This window comes from Alkalihalobacillus deserti (assembly GCF_020734105.1).
GTDB classification, from domain to species: domain Bacteria; phylum Bacillota; class Bacilli; order Bacillales; family Bacillaceae_D; genus Halalkalibacter; species Halalkalibacter deserti.
On the sequence record NZ_JAJAFR010000006.1, the window covers coordinates 80374 to 95081 of the forward strand.

Annotated in this window: 10 protein-coding genes and 1 riboswitch; of the genes, 8 read left to right on the forward strand and 2 right to left on the reverse strand. The window is 40.4% G+C overall.

Annotated features, from left to right (window positions below):
* Positions 1–32: 32 nt before the first annotated feature.
* Positions 33–116, forward strand: a riboswitch (cyclic di-GMP riboswitch).
* A 125-nt stretch (positions 117–241) separates the two neighbouring features.
* From LDX58_RS13025 to LDX58_RS13050, 6 genes are all read left to right on the forward strand, one after another.
* Entirely contained in the window at positions 242–1210 is a 969-nt protein-coding gene (locus tag LDX58_RS13025) for an ATP-binding protein (protein ID WP_227937275.1), read from the forward strand.
* A gap of 30 nt (positions 1211–1240) precedes the next feature.
* Entirely contained in the window at positions 1241–2872 is a 1632-nt protein-coding gene (locus LDX58_RS13030; protein ID WP_227937276.1) for a HAMP domain-containing protein, read from the forward strand.
* Between the two features lie 107 nt (positions 2873–2979).
* Positions 2980–3300 (forward strand): STAS domain-containing protein, encoded by a 321-nt coding sequence (locus tag LDX58_RS13035; RefSeq protein ID WP_227937277.1) that lies wholly within the window; start codon positions 2980–2982, stop codon positions 3298–3300.
* Positions 3300–4142, forward strand: coding sequence for a PP2C family protein-serine/threonine phosphatase (locus LDX58_RS13040; RefSeq protein ID WP_227937278.1), 843 nt, complete (start codon positions 3300–3302; stop codon positions 4140–4142). Before LDX58_RS13035 ends, LDX58_RS13040 begins: the two co-directional genes overlap by 1 nt.
* Before the next feature lie 11 nt (positions 4143–4153).
* Positions 4154–6232: a FapA family protein gene (locus tag LDX58_RS13045; protein WP_227937279.1), complete on the forward strand. Its 2079-nt coding sequence runs from the start codon at positions 4154–4156 to the stop codon at positions 6230–6232.
* Positions 6233–6251: 19 nt separating this feature from the next.
* Positions 6252–6560, forward strand: coding sequence for an STAS domain-containing protein (locus tag LDX58_RS13050; RefSeq protein WP_227937280.1), 309 nt, complete (start codon positions 6252–6254; stop codon positions 6558–6560).
* 311 nt (positions 6561–6871) lie between these two features.
* On the opposite strand, the gene LDX58_RS13055 is transcribed toward LDX58_RS13050, so the two are convergent.
* Positions 6872–7525: a glycoside hydrolase domain-containing protein gene (locus LDX58_RS13055; RefSeq protein ID WP_227937281.1), complete on the reverse strand. Its 654-nt coding sequence runs from the start codon at positions 7523–7525 to the stop codon at positions 6872–6874.
* 839 nt (positions 7526–8364) lie between these two features.
* Between LDX58_RS13055 and secA the strand changes: the two genes are divergently transcribed.
* A complete protein-coding gene (secA, locus tag LDX58_RS13060; RefSeq protein ID WP_227937282.1) occupies positions 8365–10881 on the forward strand; it encodes a preprotein translocase subunit SecA in 2517 nt (838 codons plus the stop codon).
* 61 nt (positions 10882–10942) lie between these two features.
* A protein-coding gene (gene prfB, locus LDX58_RS13065) for a peptide chain release factor 2 (RefSeq protein ID WP_227937283.1) occupies positions 10943–12068 on the forward strand; the annotation gives its coding sequence in 2 pieces (ribosomal slippage) (positions 10943–11014 and positions 11016–12068; 1125 coding nt in all).
* Between the two features lie 80 nt (positions 12069–12148).
* Here the strand turns inward: prfB and LDX58_RS13070 are convergent.
* Complete coding sequence (locus LDX58_RS13070) at positions 12149–14071, reverse strand: heavy metal translocating P-type ATPase (protein WP_227937284.1); 1923 nt, start codon at positions 14069–14071, stop codon at positions 12149–12151.
* Between the last annotated feature and the right edge of the window lie 637 nt (positions 14072–14708).

The following is a 14708-nucleotide window of genomic DNA, read 5'->3' on the forward strand; positions in this document are numbered from 1 at the left end:
ACTACCGATATAAACAATAGTAAGGATACTTCCTTCGATAACGGCAAACTTATTGAAAAATGAGGACGCAAAACTACGGGTCTAAGGCAAGAAGCTATGACAGCCGAGTTACCGAAAAGGATTGGATGAAAGAAAAATAGGTAAGATACAAGCCTATATTCGAGCCTGCCAATCTAGTTGGTGGGCTTTTTGTTTTATCTTTTTAGGGATACATACTTTAAATGAGAAGGAGGAGCATTCAATGAGACGATTTTTAAATAAAGTATTTAAACATACAACAAAGAGTTCTCAATTTGGTGCTCCGACTCTCCCATCAGATTTATCCTTTTCTGAGCTAACTTATATGACTAAAAGAGGGTTTCTTGCCGGGAAATTAAGCCAATATCTAAGCATGAAAAGGGAAGAGGGCAGCTCTTTATTTTATCAATCATTAGCTAGAACCACTTTTAAAAAAAGTAAGATTGAAAATGATCATGAACGGTTACTTCAGTTGAGTGAGCAGATGCTAGAGTGGGGCAAACAAAATGAAAATATACCGGAGAAGATTAAAAAGTTAGACGTAAAGGATGACATCCAAAACGCGATGCTAAAGGCCTATGACATGTTTGAGAAAGATTTGTTTTTATCGGGAGATGTCATACTTGACGAGAATTCAGAAGTTTCAGCCAAGCATAATGAAAAACCGGATCCGACATGGCTCGTGTATAGAGAGGTTATTTTTGCAGCGACTCAAGGACAGTTCTTGCTGATTTCAGAAGAGGAAGTAACGACATACAAAGCTGGAAATGTACTTTACGAAGGATGGATTAAAGAACGTTCCGATATACCAACATGCCGAAATCAAGCTAAAGAGATTTTTGAGCAAAAGGAGTTCAATAAAGCAAAGGTTATGAGTTGGTTGCTGGTTTTATCAGAAGCGATTACAAATACGATCAAGCATGCTGAGGAAGGGAAAATGACATTGATAGAAGATGGGGAGAAAAAGGAGATGCGCTTTGTCATCGAAGATAAAGGACCCGGATTTTCTCTAGAAGAACTCCCTAAAACAACGCTTTTAGCGGGCTACTCAACGAAAAAATCAATGGGTCAGGGATTCTCACTAATGATGAAAATGTCGAAGCAAGTTTTACTCTATACATCACCGGTAGGTTCAACTGTTATTTTAACGTTTGATTGTAGTCAGGAAATAGAAGGGAAAGTTGTTAGTTGATAAAAAAGAGGGATGTTTAGGGGTGAAGTTATGAAAAGAAATACGATTATGATGCAGTTACTAGTTAAAATTGGATTTTTTCTAGGGTTACTCGCCATTATTATTCTTGTAACGGGTTATTACTTGATCAATTTAAAGATGGAAAGTTACCAGGAGGAGCAGATTAATAACGCCACGGGTGTTGTCGTTCATGCGATGGACTCAACGCAACAATCGGCCGAGACGATCGAACATATGATTGAAAATCTCCTGTATGCTTCCTCTAAAGGAATCATGTCCGAATTACGTGGTAAAGAGATAGAAGACATCAACATGGAAGAACTAAGAGTACTAGCCGACAATTGGGATGTTGAAGAAATATCGCTGTGGCAAAGAATTGGTGATGATATCGTGACAGTTCAATCATCTGATGAAACGCAATTAGAAATGGGTTCAAAAGACTGGGGCTATTGGTTCACGGCATTTGATCAATTAATGTCCGGTCAAGCCGTCACCGTTGAACAAGGAACGGCGCTCGATAATTACTGGGTAGGCCCGATCTCTCGAGCAGAGCGCTTTGAGCATATTTATTATAAATTTGCTTATTATTACGATGGCACAACGGACTTTATGATTAATCCTTTTATTTCTGATGAGGAAATATACAATCTAACCTTTCAAGCGGGTCCAACGCAAATGATTGAAAAAATCATCGCTGAAAATATGGATATTGAAGAGATTGCCGTAATCAATGTTCCTGCATGGTTGAGAGGAGAGGACAATGACGTAGTTGAACCCGCTATCGATTTACCTGTGTTGTATGGGAGTCATCAATTTGAACTTGAACAGGATGAAGAAATCCTTCTGAAGGTGCAGCGCGAAAATAAAAATTATAGTGAACTCTTTGAAAAAGATGGTGTGTCCTACAAAAAGTTATTTAAACCACTCGCTCATGACCGAGTGATGGCCATTACTTTAGACTTAAGCAGGCAAAAGCAAATGGGAAATCAATTCTTATTCCTGTTCTTAGGTGGATTTCTCCTAGCGTCCGTTTTGTTATTTATCATTATCCGCTTCATCGTCCGACGTCAGTTAAAGCCATTACAAAATATTGTTGAACATATTCAAGGGGTAGCTGAAGGAGACTTAACCAAGAGGTTAACAATTAAGGAAAAAAATGAGCTAGATTGGTTGGCGGAAAATATTAATGATATGACTCAACGTTTTCATCAATTAATTATGGGTGTAAAAGAAGAATCGCATTCACTTGTGATTGTTTCTAGTTTGTTATCTAGACAAGTGTACACCTCGGTAAAGACGATGGGTGAAACATCAACGACTATGACCTCGGAATCGAAAACTATTTTACTAGAAATTTCAATTACTCTTGAAAAACTACAACGGTTGTCAATGTCGATTCATGACAACGAGCTAAACACTCTTGGTAGTGGGCAATTGGAAGGAAAGAAGAGCCCGCTTATCAAAAAATCTTTGAATGAAGTTCTTGAGAAACTAACGGAACTCGAAGGAATGGTCAAAGAACATTCGACCCATGTGACGGATATCACGCTCATGTTCTATGATACATTAAAAGAGTTGAATGAAGCGTTACAAAAAATGGATCAATTATCGACTGAGTTAAATGAAAAAATTAAGTTCTTTCAAGTTAAAGATGACCGATAAGAAAGAGATTTTAAACAGAAGGTCGATTTTGCCTTAGAATATAACACCTGTGAAAATGAGTAAGAATGGCTCATTAAAAAGATTAACAGAAGAGGAGGGGACTGGTTATGAGTCTAACCGTCTTAAAAGAAGAAAAAAGTTCCACGCTTACCCTGTTTATCAGCGGTATTTTGGATATTTCAACAAATGCCGTTATCGATCCATATCTAGATGAGATCCATGATGATGTAGAAGTAGTAGTGATTGATTTTTCTGGAATCGAATTTATGGATTCTACAGGGATTGGTTCCATTATGAATGCGATTCATCTAGCGCAGGAGAAAAATTTCAAACTTAAACTCGATGGCGTAAATGAATTAACGCATCAAATTTTTGAAATGGTTGGATTATATCAAATACTAGAAGCGATTCAAGGGGAGGTTTCGTAATGTTTTATAATGGATTAACTGTTCCAAGTTCTAAACAATCGACTGAAAATTTTGATAAAACATTACAAAGAGAAATCAACTTAGCTAAAAATATCCAATCTAAATTATTGAATGGACAAACTCCTAAATTTGAAAAAGGAGAAGTGATCGGTTCTTCTTTTCCAGCTAGACTAATTGGTGGAGATTATTATGATTTTTACCCATTAGTCAACGGCAAAATTCGGATAGTGATTGGGGATGTCATGGGAAAAGGCATTCCAGCAGCGATGCTAATGATCTTAACGAGAGGGGCTTTTCGAACAGCTGCAGAAAGTACGTCAAGTCCTGGTTCAACGTTAACGGCAATGAACCAAGCATTATATAGCGATTTAAGGACGTTAAAGTCATTTGTGACATTGTTTTGTGCCGATTGGGACCCTAAAACGGAGGTTCTTACTTATGCGAATGCAGGACATAATATGCCACTTTATATTAACGGAAACGACCGAACCGTGACAATGCTGCCTAAGGCAAAAGGCATTATGGTTGGAGGACTTCCTAATCAGGTATATCAAGAAGAAGCAATCCAGTTACGAAACAATGATACCGTGTTTTTTTATACGGATGGAATTGTAGAAGCTCAAAATAATGACGGGAAACAGTATCAATTAGAGCGTTTAACGAAAACCCTTATTACCCATCAGGACAGCGATGTAGGGGAGATTGAGAAAAGTGTCATAGATTCAGTTACTCAGTTTGCTGATGGTGCTCCGCAAAAAGATGATATTACAATGGTCGTATTGAAGTTGAGTTTTGAAAAATCAAATATTACGAGCTTAAATTCACCAGTAATAAATGTTTAGGTGGGATAAGTATGCAAAGTATTGTTTCGAAAGGTAAAAATATTAATGAGGCTATTAAATTAGGGCTTTCTCTATTAGATACAACTATTAAAGAAGTAAACATTGAAATTTTACAGCATGATACAAAGGGCTTTCTTAGAATTGGCTCCAAAGAGGCAATCGTTAAACTGGTTAAATTAGAATCTGAATCGATTCAACCGATCAAAGAACCTACCCTCTCTGAACAGTTTGATCTATTAGAAGATGTGATTTCAAGTATTCCAGATGAAAAAATCGACTTAATTAATTTAAATCTTGACGAACCAATCGTTAAAGAGTTCAATGTTACCTCAGAATCGCAAGCAGGAAAAGCGTGGGTAGAGGATGGGAAAATCTATTGTCAATCGTCTCCGAAGCATTTTCCGATGGTGACGGTTCCAGCTGATATTAAACTCTTTAAAAATAATCAACTAGTTAAAGAGAGAACAGCCATTGTAACAGAGAGTGAAACTTTTGAATTAAAAGTAGAAAATGAAGAAGTTGAGACGAAATGGAAAGTGACTATAGACCAGCAAAAATTAAAAGTTGTATTACATGTTGAACCTGGATTCATAATTAAACGCAGTATCCCAAATATAGAGGCAGATTATCACATCCATTTATATGTAGAAGAAATAAAAGAAGTTCATAATCACGTGAATTACGAAGCGATCATCAGTAAATTAGAGTCGTTAAAGGTTAAGCAAGGGTTTAACCAAAATGAAATAGTAATGGCAATGGAGACAGATGTACCTGGTACGTTTGAGATTGCAACTGGAATAGAAGCGAAAGAAGGAAAAGATGGCTGGGTTGAAGTGAAAGTTGATTTAGAAACACAGGTAGGTCCAAGAGAATCGGAGGATGGCAGTGTAGATTATCGAGAAATCAAATCGATTCCTACCGTGAGTAGCGGTGAAGTCGTCGCTATTGTTCACGAGCCAATTCCAGGGCAAAGTGGAACGACGGTTACCAATGAGCCTCTTCTAGCAAAACAAACACTTCCAGTTAGCTTGAAACTAGGAAAAGGACTCTCAATCGTTGATGACAAGATTGTTTCGATTGAATCGGGCAGACCTCAAATCGAGAAAAGAGGTCGGATCGTGAAAATTTCTATCATGCAAAAGCTGACGCATCTTGGGGATGTAGATATTGCCTCAGGAAACATTCATTTCATGGGTGATGTGGAAGTGATCGGTCATATCAATGAAGGGATGCTGGTGGAGGCTGAAGGAGATATTATTGTTCGAAAAGAGGTTAATCGAGCAACGCTTACTGCGTCGGGCGCTATTATTTCTTATGGGAACATGGTTGGTTCGGAAATATCAGCAGGGAAAAATAACATGTTAATCGCAGAATTGGGACATATACTTGGAACTCTTCACCATCATACAGAGAGAATGATTGTTGTTATTAATCAACTTATTCAATCTCCCGCTTTTAAAAATGGCGATTTTACTAGAGCTGGCTTACAACCGTTATTTCGTATTTTATTGGAAAAGAAATTTAAAACCTTTCCGCCGCTTGCTAAGAGATACGTTGATGTTGTTAAGCAGGCTGACATTTATTTAGATGATAATGAGTGGAAAGAAGTCTCGGTTAAATTAACGCAACTCTTTTTATCATTATCCAATGAGCAGATCTCTCTTGAGAAGATCATTAAATTATCTCGAAAAATGAAAGAGTTATACGAACTAAGTCTAACTCCTGTAGAGCCCGATTCCTATATCGTTATCGCTAATGCATCAAATAGTCAGCTTTATTGCAGTGGCGATATAAGGATTACGGGAAAAGGCTGTGTGAATACGAAAATTCATGCAGGAGGAAAAGTAGAAATTAGCGGAATTATTCGTGGTGGAGAAGTGTACGGGAAGTTAGGAGCTGTTATTAATGAGGCGGGTGCTGAAATCGGAACGTCTACCGTAATTGCAGTCCCATATGATCAAAAAGTAATCATTCATAAGGCGATGGAAGGTACGACTATTAAGATCGGCAATGTCAAACATATCTTTAAAGAAACAAGGCATCATGTAGTTGCTTATCTTGATAAAAATGAACGAATTACTTTTGGATAAAGAAACTGGAGGGAAGAGTATGATTAGGTTTTTGGCTAACAAAGTAAATCACACCGTTGAGGTGAAACTAATGGGGGACTTAGATATCGATAGTACGGAAGTGATAGAAGTAGAACTCATGCCAACGATTGAGCCATTTGAATCAGTTGATTTGAATTTTGAGGGTGTCCCATTTATTGATTCTTCGGGGATCGGCCTTTTATTAAATGCCGTTCAGACATTAAATAGTCAGGGCACAAAAGTAACGATTACGAATGTTAGAGAAGAGGTTATGGATATTTTTGAACTGTTGCAAATCCCTGATATTTTGGGAGAAGGTGTCTTTTGAGCTTGGATATGTATGTTATTAACTTTATTACAGAAAAAAGGCTTGGATAATGATTTTATCCAAGCTTTTGGTAGTTTATCATATGGAAAGTAAATGCGGATCTGCTGGTCATTTTATTGCGATCATGTCCTTGTAGAGTTCATTTTTATTTAAGTGCATTAAAGAGCGTGTTCAAAAAGATGACAATGGCTCCACACGCTACACGCCTCTAGGAGAACCCCACTCCTAGAGGCTCAAAACCCTGTAGCGGTTCCGCTCATTGCTTCGAGTCTGTTCAAAAAGGGAAAAATCACCCCTTTTTGAACAGACTCTTAAAATAAACTCTGAAACAATCGTTGCTCAATTAACACGGTATCAATTGGACATTGATCTGCGTCGCGCCCGTATTGCCATGCCCAGACATTGGCTTCGCAATCAGGTTTACTTGGGTTGAACCTTTTCGGTGCTCGTCTTTTCGGCGTAGGTCCAGGCTCGGGCTCTGCACTCAAAATGACCGTTTGTTGACGGACGAGGGAGCTCGATGCTGATGCTTGGCAATAGGCCTCGTTAAAAGGTCCTTCATCAGGATCGGCGTAAATCCCGGGACGATAAGGACTGTTATACATCGTTTCGACCCATGCAATGATCCAATCTGCATCTACTACGAAAAATCGTTCGACATTTGCAAACACAAAGCTTCCTTCCGAGATTCCGAGCTGCCTTGCTTTGAAAATCGCATTTCGAGCAGCGACAGCGCCCGTACGAGCTCCGACAGCCTCTCTGAAATTATTATAAATCGGCATGATCTTCATACCGCGATCTTGAATCCGACGAATTTCTTCCACTGTTAATCCATCACTCACATTAGGGATCGTTGATAAGTAACGTCCCCAGAAATCAGGCTGGCCAAAATTTTCAACGACACATTGATATAAATCTTCTGTTACAGCCGACGCAGAGTCTACTCCCCAGTTTAAAATTTGCATAAAATCCCTCCTCATGCATAAGGTATGCGCCAAGTGCGGAGGGAGCAACTGAAGTTGTAGAAATAAAATAGGAAGATGGAAACCTGCCTATGAAGGGAGAAGCTGCCTTGATGACGGCGAAGTTTGCAGTGGCTAACACCGGCTCTGTGCCAGTCTTGAGAAGTGTATTCAGGGCGGGCTTAAGAGAATGCAGCAGCTCTGCACATGGCACCGGGAACCTTAAAAAGGTAAGTTCGACTTTTTGGTTAAGGGTGTGGCTTTGGTGATGGTTATTTGCAAGGGCTGTACCACGCTGTGCGCCCGCCCTGAGAAGTGCGCGCAGTATGGGCTTAATGGAATGCAGCAGCTCTGCACATGGCACCGGGAACTTTAAAAAGGTAAGTTCGACCTTTTGGTTAAGGGTGTGGCTTTGGTGATGGTTATTTGCAAGGGCTGTACCACGCTGTGCGCCCGCCCTGAGAAGTGCGCTTAGGGTGGGCTTAAGAGAATGCAGTGGTTTCGCTCCTTGCACTGGGATATATATAAAGGTAAAGTACGACCTTTTGCTTAAGTTTGTGCCTTTGGCGATGGTTTTTTGCAAGGGCTCCACACGCTGTGCACCCGCCCTGAGAAGTGCGCTTAGGGTGGGCTTAAGAGAATGCAGTGGTTTCGCTCCTTGCATAGGGATCCATAAAAAGGCAAAGTTCGACCTTTTTATGGATCCCTTCATCCTTTTTGGTTAGCCCTCTCTAGTGGTGTCTCTTGTAAGACCTAGTGTTAACTGATAAAATTAGAGTAAGTGAAAATGCGTCATGCTCGTGTTTGGTTTCTGCGGGCTGAAAAAAGAGAGGGCGAATCTGATGTTAGGTTTATTAAAGAAAGTGATCGGGGATCCGAGTCAACGACAAGTCAAGAAAAATGAGAAGCTCGTTGATCAAATTGAAGCTTTAGCTTCAGATACAAAGAAGCTTTCCGATGATGAGCTTCGTGCAAAAACAGAAGATTTTAAACAACGTTATCAAAAAGGTGAAACTTTAGATGCTTTATTGGTAGAAGCTTTCGCGGTTGTTCGTGAAGCGTCTACTCGTGTTTTACATATGACTCCATATCCTGTTCAGCTTCTAGGTGCCATTGCCCTTCATCAAGGGAATATCGCTGAAATGAAAACAGGGGAAGGGAAAACGCTCGTTGGTTCGCTTGCCGTCTATTTAAATGCGATTTCAGGAAAAGGTGTTCATGTTGTGACGGTCAATGAATACTTAGCTGGCCGTGACTGTGAACTTATGGGAGAGCTTTTTCAATTTTTAGGTTTGACAGTAGGGTTGAATGCCTCAGAACTTTCTAAGGACGAAAAACGTGAAGCGTATTTAGCTGACGTGACATACAGCACGAACAACGAGTTAGGTTTTGATTACTTACGTGATAATATGGTGCTTTACAAGGAACAAATGGTGCAACGCCCGCTTCATTTCGCGTTAGTCGATGAAGTCGATTCAATCTTGGTCGATGAAGCACGGACACCGTTGATTATTTCTGGTTCAGTCGAGCGCTCTACACAGCTTTATCAACAAGCGAATTCGTTCATTCGTGTCTTGAAAAAAGAAGAAGACTATACCTTTGATGAAAAAACAAAGAATGTCCAGTTAACAGAAGAAGGTGTGAATAAGGCGGAGCGAGCATTTGGCATTGATAATCTCTATGACCAACAGCATGTTCAATTGAACCATCATTTAAACCAATCGTTAAAAGCCTTTGTTGTGATGCACCGCGATGCAGACTATGTCGTTGAAGATGGCGAAGTCGTGATCGTTGACCAATTTACTGGTCGTTTAATGAAAGGACGTCGTTACAGCGATGGTCTTCATCAAGCAATTGAAGCAAAAGAAGGCATGCAGATTCAAAAGGAAAGCATGACGCTTGCTTCGATTACATTCCAAAACTACTTCCGTAGATATCAAAAATTAGCTGGGATGACAGGTACGGCGAAAACAGAGGAAGAAGAGTTCCGTAACATTTACGGAATGGATGTTATGGTCATTCCGACGAATCGACCGATTGTTCGTGATGATAAGCCCGATCTTATTTTTAAAACGATGGAAGCGAAATTCAAAGCCGTTATCAATGAAATTGAAGAAAAGTACAAGAGTGGGCAACCTGTTTTAGTTGGTACGGTCAGTGTTGAATCATCGGAGCTTGTCTCGAATTATTTAAAGAAGAGAAAAGTTCCTCACCATGTTTTAAATGCGAAGAACCATGAAAAGGAAGCGGAAATCATTGAAGGTGCTGGTCAAAAAGGCGCGATTACGATCGCGACAAACATGGCCGGTCGTGGTACGGATATTAAATTGGGTGAAGGCGTTATTGAATTAGGTGGGCTTCATGTACTTGGAACTGAGCGTCACGAAAGTCGTCGGATTGACAATCAGCTTCGTGGTCGTTCTGGTCGTCAAGGCGATCCGGGTTCGACGCAATTTTATTTATCGATGGAAGATGAATTGATGCGCCGTTTCGGATCAGAGCGAATGGGTGCGATGATGGATCGTCTTGGCATGGAAGAAGATGAGCCGATCGAAAGCAAGCTTGTTTCTCGTGCGGTTGAGACGGCGCAAAAGCGAGTTGAGGGTAATAACTTTGATGCTCGTAAACAAATTCTCCAATATGATGATGTCATGCGTGAGCAGCGTGAAATCATTTACAAGCAGCGTATGGAAGTTCTCGAATCTGAGAATTTACGTGCGATTGTTGAGACAATGATTAAGTCCGTGATTGAGCGCACGGTGCGCTTGCATACACCTGAAAGTGAAGTGCCAGAGGATTGGGATCTTACGGCGGTCGTCAATTACGTGAAGGCTAACCTTCTCAATGAAGAAGAGTTAACAGTCAAAGATTTAAATGGCAAAGATCCTGAGGAAATGATCGAGACTATCTTGGAGAAGGTAACGAGTAGTTACAATGAAAAAGAAAAGCAGTTCACGCCTGAACATATGCGTGAGTTCGAAAAGGTAATCATGCTTCGTACGGTTGACCGCAAGTGGATGAACCACATCGATCAAATGGATCAGCTTCGTCAAGGGATTCATTTACGTGCCTACGGACAAAATGATCCGCTTCGTGAATACCGCTTCGAGGGCTTTGAAATGTTTGAGGCGATGGTCGACTCAATCGAAGAAGAAGTCGCGATGTACATCATGAAAGCGCAAGTTCAACAAAATCTTGAGCGCAAAGAAGTTGCTGAAGGAAAAGCGATGCAACAAAGCGCGGAGAAAGAACCGAAAAAGCGCAAGCCTATTCGCAAAGGGGTCACAGTCGGTCGTAACGATGCGTGTACATGCGGAAGTGGTAAAAAATACAAAAACTGCTGCGGTGCAGCACAATAATCAAAGAAAGATGTGGATTTGCTAGTAGAGTAGTTACTGGCAATTGCCCTGAGGTGAGAAAATGGAATTAGTAGAAGTAAAGCATGAACTGGCTCAAGTGGAAAAACGATTAATAGAATTTAGGGGGTCTCTTTGACCTTGATGAAAAGCAAGAACGAATTGCCGAGTTAGAGGAAAAAATGACCGACCCTGATTTTTGGAATAGCCAGGAAGCAGCACAGGTGGTCATAAATGAGACAAACGCGCTGAAAGAACAAGTGAATACATTTTTAGAGATGGCTGAAAAGTTTGAGGACTTGGAAGTTTCCTATGAACTAGTCAAAGAAGAAGCTGACGAAGAGTTGCAAAAAGAACTCGAAATCGGTGTAAAAGCACTTACACAAGAAATGAATGACTATGAACTTCAGATGCTATTAAGTGAGCCATATGATAAAAACAATGCGCTGCTTGAGCTTCATCCTGGAGCTGGTGGAACTGAGTCACAAGACTGGGCTTCGATGCTATTACGGATGTATACGCGTTGGGCAGAAGGCAGAGGCTTTAAAGTGGAGACGATGGATTACCTTCCTGGTGATGAGGCTGGCGTGAAAAGTGTAACTCTTCTCATAAAAGGGCATAACGCGTACGGCTACTTAAAGGCTGAAAAAGGTGTTCATCGCCTTGTAAGAATCTCGCCATTTGATTCATCTGGTCGTCGTCATACGTCGTTCGTTTCGTGTGAGATCATGCCGGAATTAGATGATAATGTAGACATTGATATTTCGCCAGAGGATTTAAAAGTTGATACGTACCGAGCAAGTGGCGCTGGTGGTCAGCATATTAACACGACGGACTCCGCTGTACGGATTACGCATTTACCGACCAATACAGTCGTGACTTGCCAAACGGAACGATCTCAGATTAAAAACCGTGAGCGCGCGATGAAAATGATGAACGCGAAGCTCTATCAATTGAAGATTGAAGAACAACAAGCGCAACTAGATGAAATTCGTGGGGAGCAAAAGGAAATTGGCTGGGGAAGTCAAATTCGCTCTTACGTGTTTCATCCGTATAGTATGGTGAAGGACCACCGTACTGGTTTTGAAATTGGAAATACGAATGCAGTTATGGATGGCGAACTAGATGGCTTTATTGATGCGTACTTGCGTTTGTCAATAGGACAGGGCAGGGATGAGACGAATAATTAAAAGAGAGTTTACGAGTGTGAAATCATAGATTTCACACTCGTTTTTTTCTTTGATCAGACGATCCGCTCTGCGACCGTTGATTAGCCTCGCAACAACCTTAATCCGTTAAGAATGACGAGAATAGTACTGCCTTCATGGCCGATAACACCAAGCGGTAATGAAATGTGACCGAAGAAGTTCGAAATGATTAATGAGATGATAACAAAAAGGGAGAATGCGATGTTTTGTTTTACAATTCGGTTCGTGCGCTTCGATAATTCTATTGCTTTTGCAATTTTCGTTAAGTCATTTTTCATTAACACGACATCAGATGTTTCGATGACTGCGTCGGTGCCTCCTCCCATCGCAATCCCGATATTCGCTGTAGCAAGAGCAGGTGCGTCGTTAATGCCGTCACCAACCATTGCACTCATTTGATATCTTTTGTTTAGTCGTTTGATCTCATTGACCTTTTGTTCAGGTAAACAATTGGCGACATACTCATCTAAATCTGTCATGGCTTGAATGGCCTTTGCAGTTTCTTCATGATCACCTGTTAACATCACTGTATAAATGCCTTGGTTTTTAAATGATTGAATCGCGTCGATCGTTTCTTTTCGGATTGTATCTTGAAGAGCAAGCACTCCGGCAATTCCTTCTGCATCTGTTACATAAACAAGTGTTTTTCCTTCTTTTAATAACTGCCTAGTTTGTTCAGTGGTAAACTGGACGGCTCTTTCCTCTCCTGCAAAACGACGATTTCCAACTTTCCAGTTAACGCCGTCAATGGCTGCTTCAAGTCCAAAACCAATGATGTCTCTCAAGTCTTCTACTTCCACAAATGATGTAACACCTTGTTGTTTCCCATAGTTTACGATCGCTTCCGCTAATGGGTGGTTGGATAATTTCTCGATCGAAGAGGTCACTTGTAAAAAATAATCTCGGTCCATCCCTGCGCGGAGGATCAGATCGGTCACCTCTGGTTTGCCCTTGGTGAGCGTCCCTGTCTTATCTAAGGCGATAGCTTTTAATGAAGCTAACTTTTCAAGATGTGTGCCACCTTTAAATAAAATTCCTTGGCGCGCGCCATTCGAGATAGCGGATAATGTCGCCGGCATGATGGAGGCGATCAGCGCACAAGGTGAAGCGACAACGAGTAAGACCATCGCGCGATAAAAGGTTTCTGTCCAGCTCCAGCCGAGAAGATAATATGGCAAAACCATCATAATTGCTACCAGAACGAGTACGATTTTTACATAGGTTCCTTCAAATTTCTCGATAAATTGTTGAGAGGGGGTTTTCTCATCTTTGACAGTTTGGACAAGATTAATAATTTTTTGAAAGAGCGACTGGTCACTTTTTTTCAAAACAGAGATGATCAGTAATCCATTTTTATTAACGGTTCCTGCAAACACTACATCGTTTATCTTTTTTTCAACTGGAATTGGTTCGCCACTTAAGGTGGCTTCATCAATTAAAGTATGGCCTCGGATAATCTGGCCATCAGCTGGAATGCGTTCACCTGGTTTAATGAGAACGTGGTCGCCAATTGCTAGTTCTGATACGGGAATAACCCGCTCTTGCTCATTGACTAGTATCGTCGCTGTTTCAGGTTGTAAATTCATGAGAGCTGATATTTCCCGATGACTTTTATTAACCGTATACGTCTCGAGGGCGCCGCTCAAGGAGAAGATGAAAATGAGAATAGCCCCTTCTATCCAGTAACCAATGATAGCAGAGCCAACAGCTGCCAAAATCATTAATAACTCGACATTCAATGTGCGATTATGAATCAGGTCTTGAATGCCTTCTTTCGCTTTGTGGTACCCGCCTATCACATAGGCAACAAGGAATAAAGGGACGGATAACCATATATGATCGAGTTGTTGAAGCATCCATGCTGTTAGGATAAACGCTCCGCTTATAAGGGAGAAAATGAACTCAAGCGTAACCTTGCTGCGATCTTCAGTTTCGATTGGCGTACGATGACATGAATTAGATTGAAGTTGTAGTTCTCTGCTCATACAAATGTCCTCCTCTTGTAGGGCTTCTTTAAAAGCAATGTGTAATGAGAATGATTTTTATTTATAATTATTATAATTTAATAAAATGTTGTTGTTTATGTTATAGAGTTATATTTATGATGTCAATGAGTTTTTGGTTACTTTTATTGAAAAAGATTAATTGATAAAATATGAATGTAATTGATAATCAGTTGCGATTGGGAGGAGGTTTGTATTTTTAGGAGAGGGCAAGGTAAGAAAGAAGGGAAAGGTGAATATAAACTGTCTTATTTTGAGAATTAAAGAACGGAAAAATTGTCCAATAATGTGGAGTAACCTTAGAAATAAGATAGGAAATCAAATGTAGCCGGAAACATATAGCTAATTCAGCGATACAATTGGCAAGCATAGGACAGTGAAAGTAGTCGGTTAATTGAGGTTAAATAGATGATGTGTAGATTTGAGGGCTTGAGGGTTTGAAACTGAAGAAATAAAGCTCAAAAGCAGAAAAAAGGGCAAAAGAGGGATTTAATCAGAAGGAATAAAGATCAAAAACAGAAGAAAAGACAAAAGAGGGCATCAAGCCGAAACAATGAAGCTCTCAATATTTGAATAAGAACAAAAAAGGGCTCAACTAAGGTGCTATGGTTCATGTAAA